The sequence below is a fragment of the Pseudobacillus sp. 179-B 2D1 NHS genome, assembly GCF_045370945.1.
In the GTDB taxonomy this organism is placed as follows: domain Bacteria; phylum Bacillota; class Bacilli; order Bacillales; family Domibacillaceae; genus Pseudobacillus.
The window spans coordinates 140,567-155,934 of sequence record NZ_JBIQDP010000004.1 but is presented as its reverse complement, the minus strand read 5'-3'; the positions used below and the strand labels follow the sequence as shown (position 1 = coordinate 155,934).

General features: G+C 42.7%; 14 protein-coding genes and 1 pseudogene. 2 read left to right on the top strand and 13 right to left on the bottom strand.

Translation table 11 applies throughout. From position 1 onward, the window contains the following. Positions 1-936, top strand: coding sequence for a sigma-54 interaction domain-containing protein (locus tag ACH0BF_RS05970; protein WP_406909019.1), 936 nt, complete (start codon positions 1-3; stop codon positions 934-936). A gap of 85 nt (positions 937-1,021) precedes the next feature. Here the strand turns inward: ACH0BF_RS05970 and ACH0BF_RS05965 are convergent, their stop codons facing one another. The 7 genes and pseudogenes from ACH0BF_RS05965 to panB form a co-directional block, all read right to left on the bottom strand. Further along, on the bottom strand, positions 1,022-2,035 hold the full coding sequence (locus ACH0BF_RS05965; RefSeq protein WP_406909017.1) for an NAD(P)/FAD-dependent oxidoreductase: 1,014 nt from the start codon (positions 2,033-2,035) through the stop codon (positions 1,022-1,024). A gap of 56 nt (positions 2,036-2,091) precedes the next feature. Then, on the bottom strand, positions 2,092-3,486 hold the full coding sequence (locus ACH0BF_RS05960) for an APC family permease (protein WP_406909016.1): 1,395 nt from the start codon (positions 3,484-3,486) through the stop codon (positions 2,092-2,094). Between the two features lie 6 nt (positions 3,487-3,492). Next, complete coding sequence (locus ACH0BF_RS05955; RefSeq protein ID WP_340853494.1) at positions 3,493-4,608, bottom strand: aromatic ring-hydroxylating oxygenase subunit alpha; 1,116 nt, start codon at positions 4,606-4,608, stop codon at positions 3,493-3,495. Positions 4,609-4,743: 135 nt separating this feature from the next. Further along, a pseudogene (locus ACH0BF_RS05950) lies at positions 4,744-6,235 on the bottom strand (aldehyde dehydrogenase family protein). Between the two features lie 387 nt (positions 6,236-6,622). After that, a complete protein-coding gene (panD, locus tag ACH0BF_RS05945; protein ID WP_120032548.1) occupies positions 6,623-7,006 on the bottom strand; it encodes an aspartate 1-decarboxylase in 384 nt (127 codons plus the stop codon). A 1-nt stretch (position 7,007) separates the two neighbouring features. Then, entirely contained in the window at positions 7,008-7,865 is an 858-nt protein-coding gene (gene panC, locus ACH0BF_RS05940) for a pantoate--beta-alanine ligase (protein WP_340853490.1), read from the bottom strand. Beyond that, complete coding sequence (gene panB / locus ACH0BF_RS05935; RefSeq protein ID WP_340853488.1) at positions 7,862-8,701, bottom strand: 3-methyl-2-oxobutanoate hydroxymethyltransferase; 840 nt, start codon at positions 8,699-8,701, stop codon at positions 7,862-7,864. Before panB ends, panC begins: the two co-directional genes overlap by 4 nt. A gap of 298 nt (positions 8,702-8,999) precedes the next feature. On the opposite strand from panB, the gene ACH0BF_RS05930 reads away from it, so the two are divergent. Beyond that, positions 9,000-10,064 carry a PQQ-dependent sugar dehydrogenase gene (locus ACH0BF_RS05930; RefSeq protein ID WP_406909014.1) on the top strand — a complete coding sequence of 355 codons (1,065 nt, stop codon included), beginning with the start codon at positions 9,000-9,002 and terminating at the stop codon, positions 10,062-10,064. Positions 10,065-10,131: 67 nt separating this feature from the next. On the opposite strand, the gene ACH0BF_RS05925 is transcribed toward ACH0BF_RS05930, so the two are convergent. The 6 genes from ACH0BF_RS05925 to dapB are packed head-to-tail and all read right to left on the bottom strand — an operon-like array spanning position 10,132 to position 15,367. Further along, the gene (locus ACH0BF_RS05925; RefSeq protein WP_120032556.1) at positions 10,132-11,121 is read right to left on the bottom strand and encodes a biotin--[acetyl-CoA-carboxylase] ligase; all 990 of its coding nucleotides are present in this window, start codon (positions 11,119-11,121) and stop codon (positions 10,132-10,134) included. Next, complete coding sequence (locus tag ACH0BF_RS05920; RefSeq protein WP_406909012.1) at positions 11,106-12,299, bottom strand: CCA tRNA nucleotidyltransferase; 1,194 nt, start codon at positions 12,297-12,299, stop codon at positions 11,106-11,108. Before ACH0BF_RS05920 ends, ACH0BF_RS05925 begins: the two co-directional genes overlap by 16 nt. Next, positions 12,292-13,443 (bottom strand): N-acetyl-alpha-D-glucosaminyl L-malate synthase BshA, encoded by a 1,152-nt coding sequence (gene bshA / locus ACH0BF_RS05915; RefSeq protein ID WP_340853483.1) that lies wholly within the window; start codon positions 13,441-13,443, stop codon positions 12,292-12,294. The genes ACH0BF_RS05920 and bshA overlap by 8 nt, the downstream gene beginning before the upstream one ends. Beyond that, the gene (gene bshB1, locus ACH0BF_RS05910) at positions 13,443-14,156 is read right to left on the bottom strand and encodes a bacillithiol biosynthesis deacetylase BshB1 (protein WP_120032563.1); all 714 of its coding nucleotides are present in this window, start codon (positions 14,154-14,156) and stop codon (positions 13,443-13,445) included. The genes bshA and bshB1 overlap by 1 nt, the downstream gene beginning before the upstream one ends. Beyond that, positions 14,143-14,556 (bottom strand): methylglyoxal synthase, encoded by a 414-nt coding sequence (locus tag ACH0BF_RS05905; RefSeq protein WP_120032565.1) that lies wholly within the window; start codon positions 14,554-14,556, stop codon positions 14,143-14,145. Before ACH0BF_RS05905 ends, bshB1 begins: the two co-directional genes overlap by 14 nt. 10 nt (positions 14,557-14,566) lie before the next feature. After that, on the bottom strand, positions 14,567-15,367 hold the full coding sequence (gene dapB, locus ACH0BF_RS05900; RefSeq protein WP_120032567.1) for a 4-hydroxy-tetrahydrodipicolinate reductase: 801 nt from the start codon (positions 15,365-15,367) through the stop codon (positions 14,567-14,569). Position 15,368 lies beyond the last annotated feature (1 nt).

Below are 15,368 nucleotides of genomic sequence, written 5' to 3'. Positions count from 1 at the left end.
ATGCTCACTTTTGTTTCGCAAAATAAGCATATGGACAAATTGATGAAAACACTGGAAAGAATAGCACTCTTTGATACGACAGTTATTATTTATGGGGAGTCAGGAACAGGAAAGAGCTTGTTAGCAAAATATATTCATGAAAAAAGCTCCCGTGCAAAGGAAGCGTGCATCATTATTAATTGCGCTGCTCTCCCCGAGCATTTGTTAGAATCGGAACTCTTTGGCTATGCGGACGGCGCTTTCACAGGAGCCAACAAAGCAGGAAAAATCGGCTTAATCGAAGCGGCAAATCACGGTACACTCTTTCTTGACGAAATCGGAGAGCTGCCGCTTAATATCCAGGCGAAGCTGCTTCAGGTTCTTCAAGACCACGAATTCACCCCTATTGGTGAAACAGCCTCAAGAAAGGTCGATATTCGTATTATTGCAGCTACCAACCAAAACTTAAGAGAAATGGTAAGAAGAAAGAAATTTAGAGAGGATCTTTACTATAGATTAAATGTGGTGGACATAAAAGTGCCGGCGTTAAGAGAACGGATGGATGATATCGTTCCTTTAACCAATCATTTTTTGGAGAAATTCAATAAAAAATTCAATACAGAGCGCACCATCTCCAAAGACGTCTACCGTTTTTTTAATGAATATACTTGGCCTGGGAATGTAAGAGAGCTTGAAAACTTAATTGAAAAGCTCATAGTTGTCTCTGAGACTTGTATCGATATCGATCATATCCCTGATACTCTGCAAGAACAAGCCGATCATCACGCCACTGATTCCCCCTTTACATCTTTTGACCAATCACTCGAAGAATTTGAAAAGAAAATTATCATTGAGGCATACAACCGCTTTAAAAATTATAGAAAGGTAGCTGAATTTCTTAAAATTAGCCAATCGAGAGCGGCAAGATTAATTAGAAAGTACTCTGCAAGCTGTTAATTTATAACCAAGCAGAAGGAGGAGAGGCATACATTCCTCTCCTCCTTCTGCTAAAATCATTTCGCTTTCAGTAAGTCTACCTCTATCAAACCGTCACTTTATCTTTTTCCCCCATAATGCTTGTGCTGTGAAGCGGCTGTACCTTTGCCTTCGGATCAATATATACCTTCGCATTGCTTACAGCAGCGGGCGCTTCACCAAACCCGCTTGCTATTAACTTCACTTTACCTTCATACGTACAAATATCTCCTGCTGCATAAATGCCTTCCACGCTTGTCTCCATTTTTGAATTTACGACGATTGAACTCTTTTTAATTTCTAGGTCCCACTCCTTGATCGGACCAAGGGAAGACACAAATCCGTATGTGACTAACACATCATCTACGTCTAACACCCGTTCTTCACCGGTTTTTACCTCTTCCAAGACAACTTGATCAATTTGTTGTTGTCCGCGTAATCCGACTGGAACAAACGGCACGGCGACTTCAACTCTAGATTTTTTCAATAGCTCTACACTGTGTTCATGCGCACGAAACTTCTCCCTACGGTGGACAAGTGTAACCTTTTCTGCAATTGATTCCAGCATTAAGGCCCAGTCAACAGCAGAATCTCCTCCACCAAAAATAGCCACTCTTTTACCTTCGTACCGGCTTAAATCATTGATAAAGTAATGAAGATTCTCTTTCTCAAACTTATCTGCTCCCTCGATCTGCAGCTTTCTCGGCTGAAAGGCCCCATTGCCGGCCGTAATAATAATCGTTTTGGAATAATGAAGATCTTTATCTGTTACAATTTTAAATAAACCGTTCTCTAGCTTCTCAACATGCTCTACTGTTTGCTCCAGGCAAACAATAGGATGAAACACATTCATCTGCGCTATTAAATTATCAATTAATTCTTGCGCACGGACTTTTGGGAAGCCGGCAATATCATAAATAAATTTTTCTGGATACAACGCTGAAAGCTGTCCTCCTAATTGAGGAAGACTTTCAATAATCTTAACCGATGACTGACGCATCCCTGCATAGAAAGCAGTAAATAATCCGACTGGTCCGCCCCCAATAATTGTCATATCAACCATTTCATTTGTATTTTTCATTATAGCCTCCTGAGGTAAGACATTGATTAGTTTTGTTCTTGCTAATTTTTGAATATTCAGATATTAACTTCGTTTACTGCTGTATGGTTCTTACCCTCTTCAATGAGTTCAGGCTCGGACTCATCAAAATCAAACATTGGCGCTGATTTTTTAAACATTTTTGTAATGCACAGCAGGAAAATAAAGCCCGCTGTATTCCAGAACAAACCGAGTAAAAGTGCCTGTGCGTCCATACTGTACCACATAACCGAAAGAAAACCGATCCCTATTAATGGAAAGATCAAATACAAAAATGTCTCTTTTATAGACCGCCTTTTATTCTTCACATAGTAGTAAACAATGACGGATAAATTAACAAATGTAAAAGCTGTAAATGCTCCAAAACTTATCAGCGAAGCGGCCGTCACCAGGTCAAAGAATACCGCCGTTAAAGCCACTCCTCCAGAAATAATAATGTTATAAATAGGAATGCCGGAGCGAGGCGTGACGTATCCGAATATTTTCCGAGGAAGGACATTATCTCGCCCCATTGCGTACAATAAGCGCGAAATACTTAATTGTGCTGCTATTCCTCTCGATATATTACTGACGATAATGATTCCCAGAAAGATAGAGGCAAAAAGCATCCCTCCAATTTTGGGCGCTATTTCAGCTGCTGCTGCTTCGGGGTCGTGAAAAATCGATACATCCGGATAACTTGCCTGTAAGAAATAAGTAATCACCGTATACGTGATTCCTGTATAAAGTGCTAAAGCAATCATCGCCCTGGGTATCGTTTTCGTTGGGTTTATCGTTTCCTCTGCCAGCGTACTCATTGCATCAAAGCCAACAAATGAATAAGCTAAAATAGTTACCCCTGCCAAAACAGCTGAAAAAGTTAAATTAGCTGAATAGAGCGGTTCTAATGAAAATAAACTTCCTGCCTCCTCGCTGTTCATCATCCCTCCAATCAGCAAGGCAACAAAAATACCGGAGATGAGTACTTGTAATAATACGAAAAATGTACTAAACGATACAGCCACCTTAATATTAAATAAATTCGCCACACTTATTAGCAATATCGGAATAGCTACCCATAACCATTCCGGTACAGAAGGGAAATAAGCAGACATATAAATTTTTATCGCTAAGGCATAGACCATTGGAAGAAAGAGATAATCACATAAAGCAGACCATCCAACTAGAAAGCCGATGTTGGGATGAAAAGTCTTTTGGACATACGTATAGGCCGAACCCGCACTTGGAAATGCTTTTACCATCTGGACATAACTCAATACTGTAAAAATTATGGCACACATAGCGAACATATACACTAAAGGAACGTGTCCCTTAGTGGCAAGGGACGCGATTCCAAAAGTATCAAAGACGGTTGAAGGCGTTAGCAAAGCTAATCCGAGCACAAAAACATGAATAAACTTTAAGCGTCTTTTTAGTCCGACCTTTTCATTCATTAATTCTTAGACCCCCTCTAATGCCTTCAAAACTAAACCATGAAAATGATGAACCGCATGCTCGCTTATGGATGATCTTTCATGATCAATCACATAACGGCCATCCACATATCCCTTTGATCGAAGTCCGCGTTGCACGCTTTCAACTAAACTAATATCTTCGGGCGTTAATACTTCATCTTGATATTTGATATTTTCCCATCCTTCTTCCGATGGCTCCTTCGTTAAATAGTAAAATTCCAAATATTCAATGGAAGACTCTGGTCCATTCGGCTCGATATACATAATGATTAATCCCGGCTCTCCCGGCATAACGTCGATAGCCAAAGTCGGCCATAACCAATAAGAAAGATACGTTTCGATATCCTGATCATTTGTTTCACTGTCAGTATTGCAAACTAATTTCCCCTTGCTGTTGCTCGTTTGCGCCACATAATAATCTTGCGGTTCAATTTTATAACTCTTCATATCGATCAACTCGACGAATTGAGGATGGGCCACTTGGCAATGATGACATTCAAGGTAATTGTCTACTACGTTCTTCCAATTAGCCTTGATATCATATTTAATCCGATGTGACAATGTTAAACCGTCCAGCTGAGGGATATGAGCACGAATTTCCTCTTCTAATCCCGGCATCATTTCCCGCATTGGTTTAGCGTTCGGATCAAGATTAACAAAGATAAAGTTTAAAAAAGTTTCTACCCGCACAGGGGTTAAGCATGCTTCTTCAAGATCAAAATTTTTAATTTGATCAACGGCACGGCCCCGGTTAAACTGACCGTCTAAATGAAATGTCCATGCGTGATAAGGACAAGCAATGACGGATTTTTTCCCTTCTCCTTCGACCAGTTCATGCCCCCTGTGCGGACATACATTATAAAAACCTCTAATGACATGATCCTTCCCTTTAACGATCATAATATTTTGTTCAAATAGTTGAAAGGTAAAGTATTTCCCTGGGATATCTACTTTTTCTATATGCCCGGCATAAATCCAGTTTTTATAAAAGATCTTTTCCTTATCTAATTTTAATGCTTCATCACTTGTGTAATAATCCGATGGCAATGTATATGATTCCCGTGCGTCTGCTTTATAGCGATGAATCATGTTTGTACTCATGTTTTCCCCCCCAATATGTTTTACTTTTACTGGCTTGTTGAGCCCTTGCGGCATTTTCAACTAGCGCTTTCTTTTAAAAAAGAAGTGAGAAATGGATCTTGTTTGTATCTAATCCACTTCTCAACTAAAGTTTCATTAACCCGGGAACCAGCTAACCGGTTCTACATTAAGATTAATATTAATTTGTTTGATTTCCTGAAAATCTTCGAGTCCATATGTTCCAAGGCTTCGACCGATTCCACTTTGCTTGTATCCCCCCCCATGGTGCTTCCACGTAAGTAGGATGATAAGCATTTATCCATGTAATGCCGGCACGTACTTGTTTAATGACACGCAAGGCTTTTGCTCCATCATTTGAGAACACAGCCCCTGCCAAGCCAAAATCTGTTTCGTTTGCAAGCTGAATGGCTTCATCTTCACTTTTAAACTTTTGAATCGTTACAACCGGTCCGAAAATTTCTTCTTTTACAATCCGCATATCAGAAGTTACATTTGTGAAGACTGTCGGCTCAATGAAGAAGCCTTGATCTAATCCATCAGTTAGCAAGCGGCTTCCACCACAAGCAAGAGTAGCTCCCTCCTGCTTGCCGATTTCGATATAATTTAAAATAGCATTCATCTGCTGTTCACTTGCAATGGCTCCAACTTGGGAATCTTCATTCATTCCTGGACCTACTTTAATTTGCTTTGCGCGCTCTATGTAACGCTCTACAAATTGATCATAGATGCTCTCCTCGACAAGAATGCGGCTTCCTGAAGAGCATACCTGTCCAGCTCCGAAGAAAATGCCGAATAACGCGTAGTCAACTGCTGTTTCAAAATCAGCATCAGCAAAAATAATATTCGGTGATTTACCCCCAAGTTCAAGAGAAATCTTCTTTAGATTTCCAGCTGCTGCCTTCATAATTTCTCGGCCAACATTTGTGCTTCCGGTGAATGAAATCATATCTACATCATGACTTTCAGCAATTGTCTGGCCAACAACTGCCCCTCTTCCCATCACGAGATTCATCACTCCCTGTGGAACCCCCACTTCTTCAATAATCTCGACCAACTTCATCGCTGTAATAGGCGTTGCTTCTGCCGGCTTATACACGATGGTGTTACCAGCTGCAAGAGCCGGTGCTATTTTCCACACACTCATCAAAAGGGGAAAGTTCCACGGTACAATCAATCCAGCAACTCCCACTGGCTCACGAACGACCATAGCTTGAACGTTTTCAGGTACTTGGTATGTTTCTCCTTCCGGCGTTAGAATTAAGCCGGCATAATACCGGAAGCATGTAGCAGCATCAGCTACATCAAATTCTGCCTCCGCTTTCAGCTTGCCGTTATCCATGACTTCCAAGTTTACGAGCTCCTCAAACTTTTCATCAATTTTCTCTGCAATTTTATTTAAGTATTGGGCCCGTTCATGTGTCGTTAAGCCTGACCAGATACCGCTTTCAAAAGCTGCTCTGGCAGCTGCAATCGCTTCTTCTGTCTCCTCTTTTGTTGCTCTTGGCGCTCTGGCAATCACTTCTTGTGTCGCCGGATTGATCACAATATTCTCGTCTCCGTTTTTTGCTGCTTTCCATTCTCCATTGACAAACATTTTCAATTCTAATACCGATGTGTCTACTGACATATACTTTCCTCCTGCTATAATTTTTCGTCCACATTAAACATATGCAACAAGCGTGCCAATGACCGGTAGTCTATAAACCCTTTACATATCAAGTGTTCAATCTCCTTATATAGAAACACGTTCGTTCAAAATTGGCTGATTTCAACCAGAATTGACACATTTACCGCTTTCATCAGACGGCTACAGTTTTTAAAAACTTTGGCGCTGTATACTTGTTGTTGATTTCTGCTGCAGGCGGACGCTGTCCGAGAAGCTTGACAGGCACAAAAAAAGAGAGAGCAATTCCTCCCTTTACCAAAGGGAGGAATTGCTCTCAACTAATTTTAACTCTGCTTGTTAAAGCTATCTTCTGCTATAGAAAGCTCCACCTCTATGTGGACTTTCCAATTATATAATTGTACCAGCAATCTCCTCGTGAAGAAGCTGTTCAATCTCATTATTTTCCCCAGCCACCACTACTTTCGGACGGTGATCCTTTACCTTCTCCTCGGCGACCATGACATAGGAGATAATAATAACTTTATCACCCGGTTGGACAAGTCTTGCTGCCGCCCCATTTAAACAGATCACGCCGCTGTTCCGTTCACCTGGAATAATATAAGTTTCTAAACGGGCACCATTGTTATTGTTGACAATCTGCACTTTCTCATTTGCCATCATTCCAGCGGCGTCCATTAAATTTTGGTCAATCGTAATGCTGCCCACATAATTTAAGTTCGCTTCCGTTACGGTAGCCCGGTGAATTTTCCCATTCATCATTGTACGAAACATTTCAGCATTCTCCTCTAACCGTAAAAATAATGTTATCAATTAAACGCGCTTTTGAATAATTGATCGCTGCTGCCAGAATCATCTTTCCTTGCACTTCTTTTAAAGAGTTTAATTCCGGATAAGAAAGCAAGTCCACATAATCAATTGTTGCGCCAGTGTGAGTCTCTAAATAGGAAGCAGTCAAATCAATAATTTCTTTTACACTTTTTCCACCCTGTTCTGCTGCCTGTACGCCGTGCTGGAGAGCTTTTTGCAAATATGGCGCCTTTGTGCGTTCCTCTTCCGTTAAATAGACGTTGCGTGAGCTTTTTGCCAGTCCGTCCTCTTCTCTGACAGTCTCCACTCCTACAACTTCCACCGGAAAGTTTAATGACTTCACGAGACCGTCAATGACAGCAAACTGTTGGGCATCTTTCAAGCCAAAATAAGCTTTATCTGGCTCAGCTAAATGAAATAGCTTCGTGACGACCGTCACTACCCCATCAAAATGTCCTGGCCGCTTCACGCCGCACAGCTTGTCTGTTCTGTCTGTAACTGTCATAGTTATGATAGAAGGCTCCGGGTACATCTCTTCTACTTCAGGAGCAAAAAGACAGTCTACACCTGCTGAAGCGGCGAGTTGCTCATCTCGGTCTAAATCCCGCGGATAACGTTCAAAGTCTTCATTTGGTCCAAATTGCAGCGGGTTGACGAAGATGCTCATAATAATCGTGTCATTTTCCTGTTGTGCTTTATTGGCGAGAGTAAGATGCCCTTCATGAAGAAAGCCCATTGTCGGCACCAGACCAATCTGGTGTCCAGCCTGTTTTTCCGTCCGGACAAAGGCTTTTAATTCCTTAACTGTCTTAATTACTCTCATGAACGCGCTCCTCCATACAAAGCTTCCAATTCTTCTTCTTTCATCGTAAATGAATGCTCCACTCCCGGGAATATTCCACCTTTTACTTCTTTTACATAAGCAGAAACGGCCGGTATAATTTCATCATTCACATTGCTGTACGATTTAACAAATTTAGGTGTTCGGCTTACCCCATATTGAATAAGGTCATGGTAGACAAGCACTTGTCCATCCGTTTCCTTGCCTGCCCCAATTCCGATTATCGGAATAGTAAGAGCGCTTGCCACTTGAGCTGCAATCTGATAAGGGACACATTCAAGCACGGCCATAAATGCCCCTGCCTGCTCAAGCTTCTTTGCATCATCCAGCAGCTTTCGGGCTGCCTCTGCTGTTTTCCCCTGCACTTTATAACCGCCAAGAACCCCAACGGACTGCGGAGTTAGCCCTAAGTGGGCGACTGTTGGTACGCCAGCCTGCGTCAAATCCCGAACGGCCTCTACTGCCTCTTCGCCGCCCTCAATTTTTACAGCATGCGCTCCTGCTTCCTGCATAAGCGCTCTTGCTGCCCGCATCGTTTCTTCTCGGCTAATCTGATACGACATAAAAGGCAAGTCAGTAACGACAAATGTTTCTTTCGCCCCCCGCTTTACTGCCTTTGTATGATGAATCATATCGTCCAGGGTAACAGGAACGGTTGATTCATACCCAAGTACAACCATACCAAGAGAGTCTCCGACTAAAATGATGTCCGCCCCACCCTCTTCAGATAATTTAGCAGAAGGATAATCATAGGCGGTGATCATGGCAATTTTTTCACCGTTTGCTTTCATTTTGATAAAGTCACTCGTTTGCTTCATGTACGCTTCCTCCTTTTTCGATCAGAGGAGACGAAACAATCAGTAAATAAAAAGGGTCCTTCAGACAGAAGGACCCGAATAATTAGATTCGTTGTTTCGACCCTCTGTCCCTGTCCTTATGGATCAAGGCAGAACTTTTCGCTTATTTTATTATTCCAGCGGCTGACTTCAGACAAGTGCAGTTCTCTTTAAGATACTGCCCGCCTTCATTATAACAACATCTTTTTTCTTTGACTATTAGAAATTTACCTGATCATAATAGGATGAATAAGTAACTATTAAGAGAGAAGGTGAGAAGATGAAAAAATGGTTGTTGATCGCTCTCGTCCTGCTTACAGGCTGCTCTTCGCCTGAAAAAGCTCCCGAAGAAGAATCTTCCGAAAATATTCCTGCAAGCACATCAGCTGGAATAAAAGTTATCGCTAAAAAACTGGAGGTTCCATGGAACATTACTAAGTTGGATAACAGCTTCTTTATTAGCCAGCGTAAAGGTACAATTGCCGAAATTTATTCTGATGGAAAGAAAAAAGAAATGGAATTGAAGCTGGATCAACCGGTACTGCACGAAGGAGAAGGCGGCTTATTAGGCTTTGAGCTTGATCCTGCCTTTTCCAGCAACGGACGCGCTTACATCTATCATACGTACAAGGAAAAAGAAAAAATAATGAATCGAATTGTACAAATTCAAAAGAAAGGCAGCGGCTGGCAAGAGACAAAAGAACTGTTGGCCAGCATTCCCGGCGGTACGATCCACAATGGCGGACGGATCGCTCTTGGTCCTGACCATAAGCTTTACGTAACTGTAGGAGATGCCGGTGTAAAGGAGTCTGCACAAAGTAAACAGCAGCTATCCGGGAAAATTTTACGTTTAAATTTAGATGGCTCTGTTCCCCCTGACAATCCTTTTAAAGGTTCCTATATTTTTTCCTATGGACATCGCAATCCGCAAGGGATGGCCTGGAGCAAAGACGGTACCATGTATGCGACTGAACATGGGCAAAGCGCTCATGATGAAGTGAACAAAATTAGTCCAGGGAAAAATTATGGCTGGCCTCTCATTCAAGGAGACGAGAAAAGAGAAGGAATGGAATCACCTTTCATTCATTCTGGCGAGGAAACGTGGGCTCCCTCCGGTCTAGCTTATAGTAAAGGACAACTCTTTATTGCTACCCTTAGGGGAGAAAGGCTGCTTGCTTTCGATCTTAAACATCGGAAAATGACGGTTTCTTTTCAAGGCGAAGGACGCTTGAGAGATGTATATGCGAGCGATCACTATTTATATGTTGTGACAAATAATACAGATGGCCGAGGGACACCTTCTCAAGATGATGATCGACTTCTTCTTTTAAAAGAACCGCATTAATGGCAAAGGGTTATGTCTTAAATAGAAAACTGCCCGTGCTTCTGTCCAGCGGGCAGTTTTTTCTACATCATTCATCTGTCCTTGTATCGATTTCGATATCAGCGGAGTAAATATCATGGATGGTGCCGTCATCATCAAGCAGCTTCAATACACCTTCTTCTGTGATACCGAGTGCTTTGCCGTGAATCGTACCAGTCACTGTCCGCGCCGTAATTTTTTTACCGATCGACAGCGCGTGCTTTTCCCAGCGTTTTTTTATGTTAATAAATCCTTCTTTCATGTATATGTCATAATAATTTTCAAGGTTTTTTAAAATTTCCTGAACCAGCTGCGAGCGTGAGACTGCCTCTCCTTTTTCAATAGCAAGCGAGGTAGCCACTTCTTTCAATTCGTCAGGAAACTCTTTTTGATTTACGTTAATGCCGATGCCGATAATAATTGAATGAATGCGGTCAGCGTCCGCTTGCAGTTCTGTTAAAATACCGGTAATCTTCTTGCCGTTTAACAAAATATCGTTTGGCCACTTGATCTCTGGCTGCAATCCGGTCACTTCAATAATCGCTTCAACAACGGAAACTGCCGTAATCAACGTGAACTGAGGCGCTTTATAAGGCGGCAAAGACGGTTTTAATAGTACGCTCATCCAAATGCCCGTATATTTTGGAGAATGCCATGCACGTGTCATTCTTCCGCGTCCCGCTGTCTGTTCTTCTGCAATCACTACCGTACCTTCCTTAAAAGGCTCTTGTGCCAAGCGATGAGCCTCCTTCTGAGTCGAAGGGGTAGATTCCAATGCGACGATTTCTTTTCCAAGCCAGTCGGTCTGCAGGCCGATTAAAATTTCATTTTCCGTTACTTTATCCGGCTTTGTAAGAATGCGGTAGCCCTTTTTCCGTACCGCTTCCAATTCAAATCCCTCTTGGCGCAATGATTCAATGTGCTTCCAAATGGCCGTCCGCGAGCAGCCGAGGATTTCTGCAAGCGCCTGACCAGATACAAATTCTCCATCCGCTCTTGAAAACGCCTCTAATAATTGCTGTTTTACAGAAGATTGCACGCTTCAAGCCACTCCTTTATCTTTTCTTTACTGTTTTCAACTTTTCTCTCTACAACAGCCCGCTCGATCATTTCAATATAACTTTTCATCCATGGCCCACCTGTTTCATTCTTCCATTCCTTCAGCTCTTTACCGGTGATAGCTAGTTCTTTTCGAGTGTGGATCGATAGGTCGGCATGTCGATTTTTCAGCTCTTCTACTTTTGAAGGACGGCCAGCAAGAAGCGCATTGACCGCCTCAGCATCCATCGCCTGGTCTACACCGGCTTCATATAATGAAAAATCTGTCCACTCTTCTTTCTGCTGTTTGAGAGCCGTTTCGTATGTACCCGCTAAATACTTTATTTTCTTAGCTGGCATCCGCCACTTCTTCAGCCAATCACCTGGTTTATGTGGTGCAAGAAGGACGAGCAGAAGAAGCCACTTTTGGATTCCAGTTAACTTGTTAAGATCGTAGGAGAGCATCTTATTTATCCGTTGCTCCTGCCCGAGAAGCCCTGGCAAGTAGGCAATCAAGCCTCCTTCAAGCAATATCTTGATGCCAGCTGCCGCCTCTTTCCCAGCCAGTAGTTTATCCATCTCCATTAGTTTCCGTTCAACCGCAATATGCTCCAGTAGACTAGCACAGCGGCTTAGTGCTTCTTCTGTTTCGATATGCAGCTGGAAGCCAAGCTGGCTGGCAAATCGGGCGGCCCTCATCATTCGAAGGGCATCTTCTGAAAAACGCTCTTGCGCCTTGCCAACTGTTTGAATTTGCTGTGATTGTAATGCAGCCTTTCCGCCGAAAGGATCAACGATGGTTCCATGTCGATCCATAGCCATCGCATTAATAGTAAAATCCCTTCTCTTTAAATCTTCTTCCAGTGTCCGAACGAAAGATACTTTTTCCGGTCGTCGAAAATCCTTATAATCAGATTCTGTTCGAAAGGTAGTAATTTCATAACCGTCCCCCTGCCAAATCACGAGCACGGTTCCATGTTCAATGCCGACATCGACAGTTTTAGAAAAGACGCGCTTCACCTCTTCTGGCAAGGCAGCTGTGGCAATGTCAACGTCGCCAATCGGACGATTCAACAAATAATCCCTTACCGCTCCTCCTACATAGTAGGCATCGAACCCTGCTTTCTCGAGTTGGGCAAGAATCGGAGCGGCTTTCTCAAAGATTAACTCATTATTCACTATCCGCACCTGCCTGTTGGGGAAGCAAACTCATATATAGCTTTTCGTACTCGCGAACGATGCTTTCTGAATGAAAATGAGTTTGTACTGTTTGTATCGCCTGTTCACTTATCTTTTGATAAAAATTATCATCCGTTAGCAGCTGCAAAGCTTGTTTTGTCACGGACTCAATATCTCCCACTTCAGAGAGAAAACCATTTTTTCCATTTTCAATCACTTCGGGAATGCCACCAATATTTGTGCCAATGCAAGGAACTCCGCAAGCCATCGCTTCCAAAAGTACCAAACCAAAGCTTTCTTTCTCCGATAGCAATAAGACTAAATCGCTGAGCACATATAGCTCTTCTAAATTATCCTGCTTGCCGAGAAACAAAACACATTCTTCGAGGTTCAGTTCAGAAACAAGCTTGCAAACGATAGTCATTTCTGGTCCATCGCCGACCAAAAGCAACTTTGCCGGCATGTGTTCTCTAAGCCGCTTAAATACACGAACCACATCCGGCACCCTTTTCACACTGCGGAAATTAGATACATGCATAATCACCTTATCTTGAGCAGCGATTCCCAACTCTTCGCGCAGTTGCTCATTTGCCGGTCTCTTTCGATAAACTCGCTCATCAATAAAATTATAAATAGGTTGGATGTTCTTTTGAGGGTAAATTACATCCATCGTTTGAGCGATTAGCGCTTGAGACACAGCAGTCACAGCATCGGACTCTTCGATACCAAAACGAATCGCTGCTGTTAAGGAAGGATCATGTCCAAGCACAGTGATATCCGTGCCATGCAACGTTGTAACAATCTTAATATTGGAACGTGCAATTTGCCTGCCAAGAATAGCACAAACAGCATGCGGGATCGCATAGTGGACATGCAGGATATCGAGCTGCTCCCTCGTTATAATTTCTGCTATTTTATTTGCTAGTGCAATTTCATACGGCGGGTGCTGAAAAACGGAATATTGGTTGACATCCACTTGATGAAAATAAATATTCGGGTACATCCGGTTTAACCTGAACGGACGATCCGTTGTGATAAAATGGATCTCATGTCCTTTTTCTGCAAGTAGCTTTCCAAGTTCTGATGCTACTACACCCGAGCCACCGACAGTAGGGTAGCACGTAATTCCTATTTTTAATTTCATTATAAATCCCCAATCAAATCTTGATCTATTAACAGTGGGACAGTAGTTAAAAACCCTTCTGCAAATGTTCGCCCCACTTCTTTTCCCATCAGACGGTCTCTCGCTTCAACCGCCTCTATGTAACCGGTCGTTAAAGGTGTGGCGACTGATTTTTCCCCCATCTGGAACTGACTTTGATAAGTGCATAGACTTTGCTTTTTCTTATCCATAAATTCTCCTGTATCCACGCAAAAATCAGGGGTATGAAAACCGTTGATCATATAAAAATAAAGGCGCTCCGCCTTATGAGCATTTCCGTGGGCAGTCGTTTGGTATTTTTTAATTCCGGCAGAAAAAAACGCTTCCTGTACGATACGCGAACAAGCACCGTGGTCTGGATGACGGTCTTTTTCATAAGGTGCAAAAATGACTTTCGGTTGGTAACGACGGATGACCTCTGCTACTGCTTGAATCGCTTCTTGTGTTAGAAACAACCCACGATCTGGCAAGTCAAGCGTCAATCTCTCCCGAACACCTAACAGAGCAGCTGCTTTGTTTGCCTCTTCTGCTCTCGAAGCTACCGTGCCGTTAGATGACAATTCTGCTTTTGTTAAATCGCAGAAAACAACCGTTTTACCAGCCGCCGCATATTTAGCCGCTGTCCCCCCCATGCCAATTTCAATATCATCTGCATGAGCACCGAAGGCAAGAATATCTGCTTTAATTGTTTCCATAGGTCGGCCTCTTTCCTTGTAATTGATCCAAGTCGCCTCTCTGCAAGCCCTCTATTAAAATCGTTCCGGTACCTATATTAGTTGCCAGGGGAATAGCGTACACGTCACAGAGCCGGACAAGCGCTGATACATCTGGCTCATGAGGCTGGGCGGTAAGCGGATCTCTGAAAAAGAAAACTAAGTCCATTTCTCCTCTGGCAATACTCGCTCCGATTTCCTGATCCCCGCCAAGCGGACCGGACTGGAAGCAATGGATGGGCAACCCGGAAGCCTTCATGAGCCGCCGCCCTGTCGTACCCGTGGCAAACAGCTCATGCTCTGAAAATACTTTCACATGTTCTAGAAAAAATTGAATTAAATCATCCTTTTTCTCATCGTGGGCAATTAAAGCTATTTTCATAAGCGCCTCCTCAATCTAAAATATTTTCCATGCCATAGATAAGCGTTTCTACCTTTACAACAGTTTCTACGCACACTTTGACGCCTGTCATAAAAGAAGTCCGATTATATGAATCATGGCGAATGGTCAACGTTTCACCATCTGCTCCGAACAACACCTGCTGATGAGCAATCAATCCTGGCAAACGTACACTATGAAGGTGCATTCCATCCATTTCTGCTCCGCGGGCGCCTTTCATTGTTTCTTTTTCCTCAGGATGGCCCTGTTGCTTCTTTTCTCTTACTTCGGCAATCATCTGAGCTGTCTTAATTGCCGTACCCGACGGTGCATCTAATTTCTTATCATGGTGAAGCTCAATGATCTCCACATCTTGAAAATACTTGGCTGCCATTTCAGAGAATTTCATCATAAGCACTGCACCAATAGCAAAGTTTGGAGCAATAATACAGCCAAGGTTTTTTTCCTCAGTGAGTTCTTTTAACTCCTTTAATTGTTCCTCTGTAAATCCCGTAGTACCTACAACTGGCCGAATATTATGTTCTAGAGCGGTTTTTGTATGTATATATCCTGTTTCCGGTGTCGTTAAATCGATAAGCACCTCAGCTTCTACCTCACTAAAGCATTCATTGATGTCTGTAAAAATTGGCACGTCTATTCCCGAAAATCCCTCTACTTCACTTAACAGCTGTCCATTGTACTGACGATCTAAAACAGCAGCAAGTTGTAAGTTTTCTGATCTCTGTACCATATATACCGCTTCTTTCCCCATTCGCCCGCGCGGCCCTGCAATAATGACTTTAATCGTTTCCATT

Coding starts and splice junctions, on each gene's coding strand:
- ACH0BF_RS05970 (WP_406909019.1), top strand. CDS start 1: ATGCTCACTTTTGTTTCGCAAAATAAGCATATGGACAAATTGATGAAA.
- ACH0BF_RS05965 (WP_406909017.1), bottom strand. CDS start 2,035: ATGAAAAATACAAATGAAATGGTTGATATGACAATTATTGGGGGCGGA.
- ACH0BF_RS05960 (WP_406909016.1), bottom strand. CDS start 3,486: ATGAATGAAAAGGTCGGACTAAAAAGACGCTTAAAGTTTATTCATGTT.
- ACH0BF_RS05955 (WP_340853494.1), bottom strand. CDS start 4,608: ATGAGTACAAACATGATTCATCGCTATAAAGCAGACGCACGGGAATCA.
- panD (WP_120032548.1), bottom strand. CDS start 7,006: ATGTTTCGTACAATGATGAATGGGAAAATTCACCGGGCTACCGTAACG.
- panC (WP_340853490.1), bottom strand. CDS start 7,865: ATGAGAGTAATTAAGACAGTTAAGGAATTAAAAGCCTTTGTCCGGACG.
- panB (WP_340853488.1), bottom strand. CDS start 8,701: ATGAAGCAAACGAGTGACTTTATCAAAATGAAAGCAAACGGTGAAAAA.
- ACH0BF_RS05930 (WP_406909014.1), top strand. CDS start 9,000: ATGAAAAAATGGTTGTTGATCGCTCTCGTCCTGCTTACAGGCTGCTCT.
- bshA (WP_340853483.1), bottom strand. CDS start 13,443: ATGAAATTAAAAATAGGAATTACGTGCTACCCTACTGTCGGTGGCTCG.
- bshB1 (WP_120032563.1), bottom strand. CDS start 14,156: ATGGAAACAATTAAAGCAGATATTCTTGCCTTCGGTGCTCATGCAGAT.
- ACH0BF_RS05905 (WP_120032565.1), bottom strand. CDS start 14,556: ATGAAAATAGCTTTAATTGCCCACGATGAGAAAAAGGATGATTTAATT.
- dapB (WP_120032567.1), bottom strand. CDS start 15,367: ATGGAAACGATTAAAGTCATTATTGCAGGGCCGCGCGGGCGAATGGGG.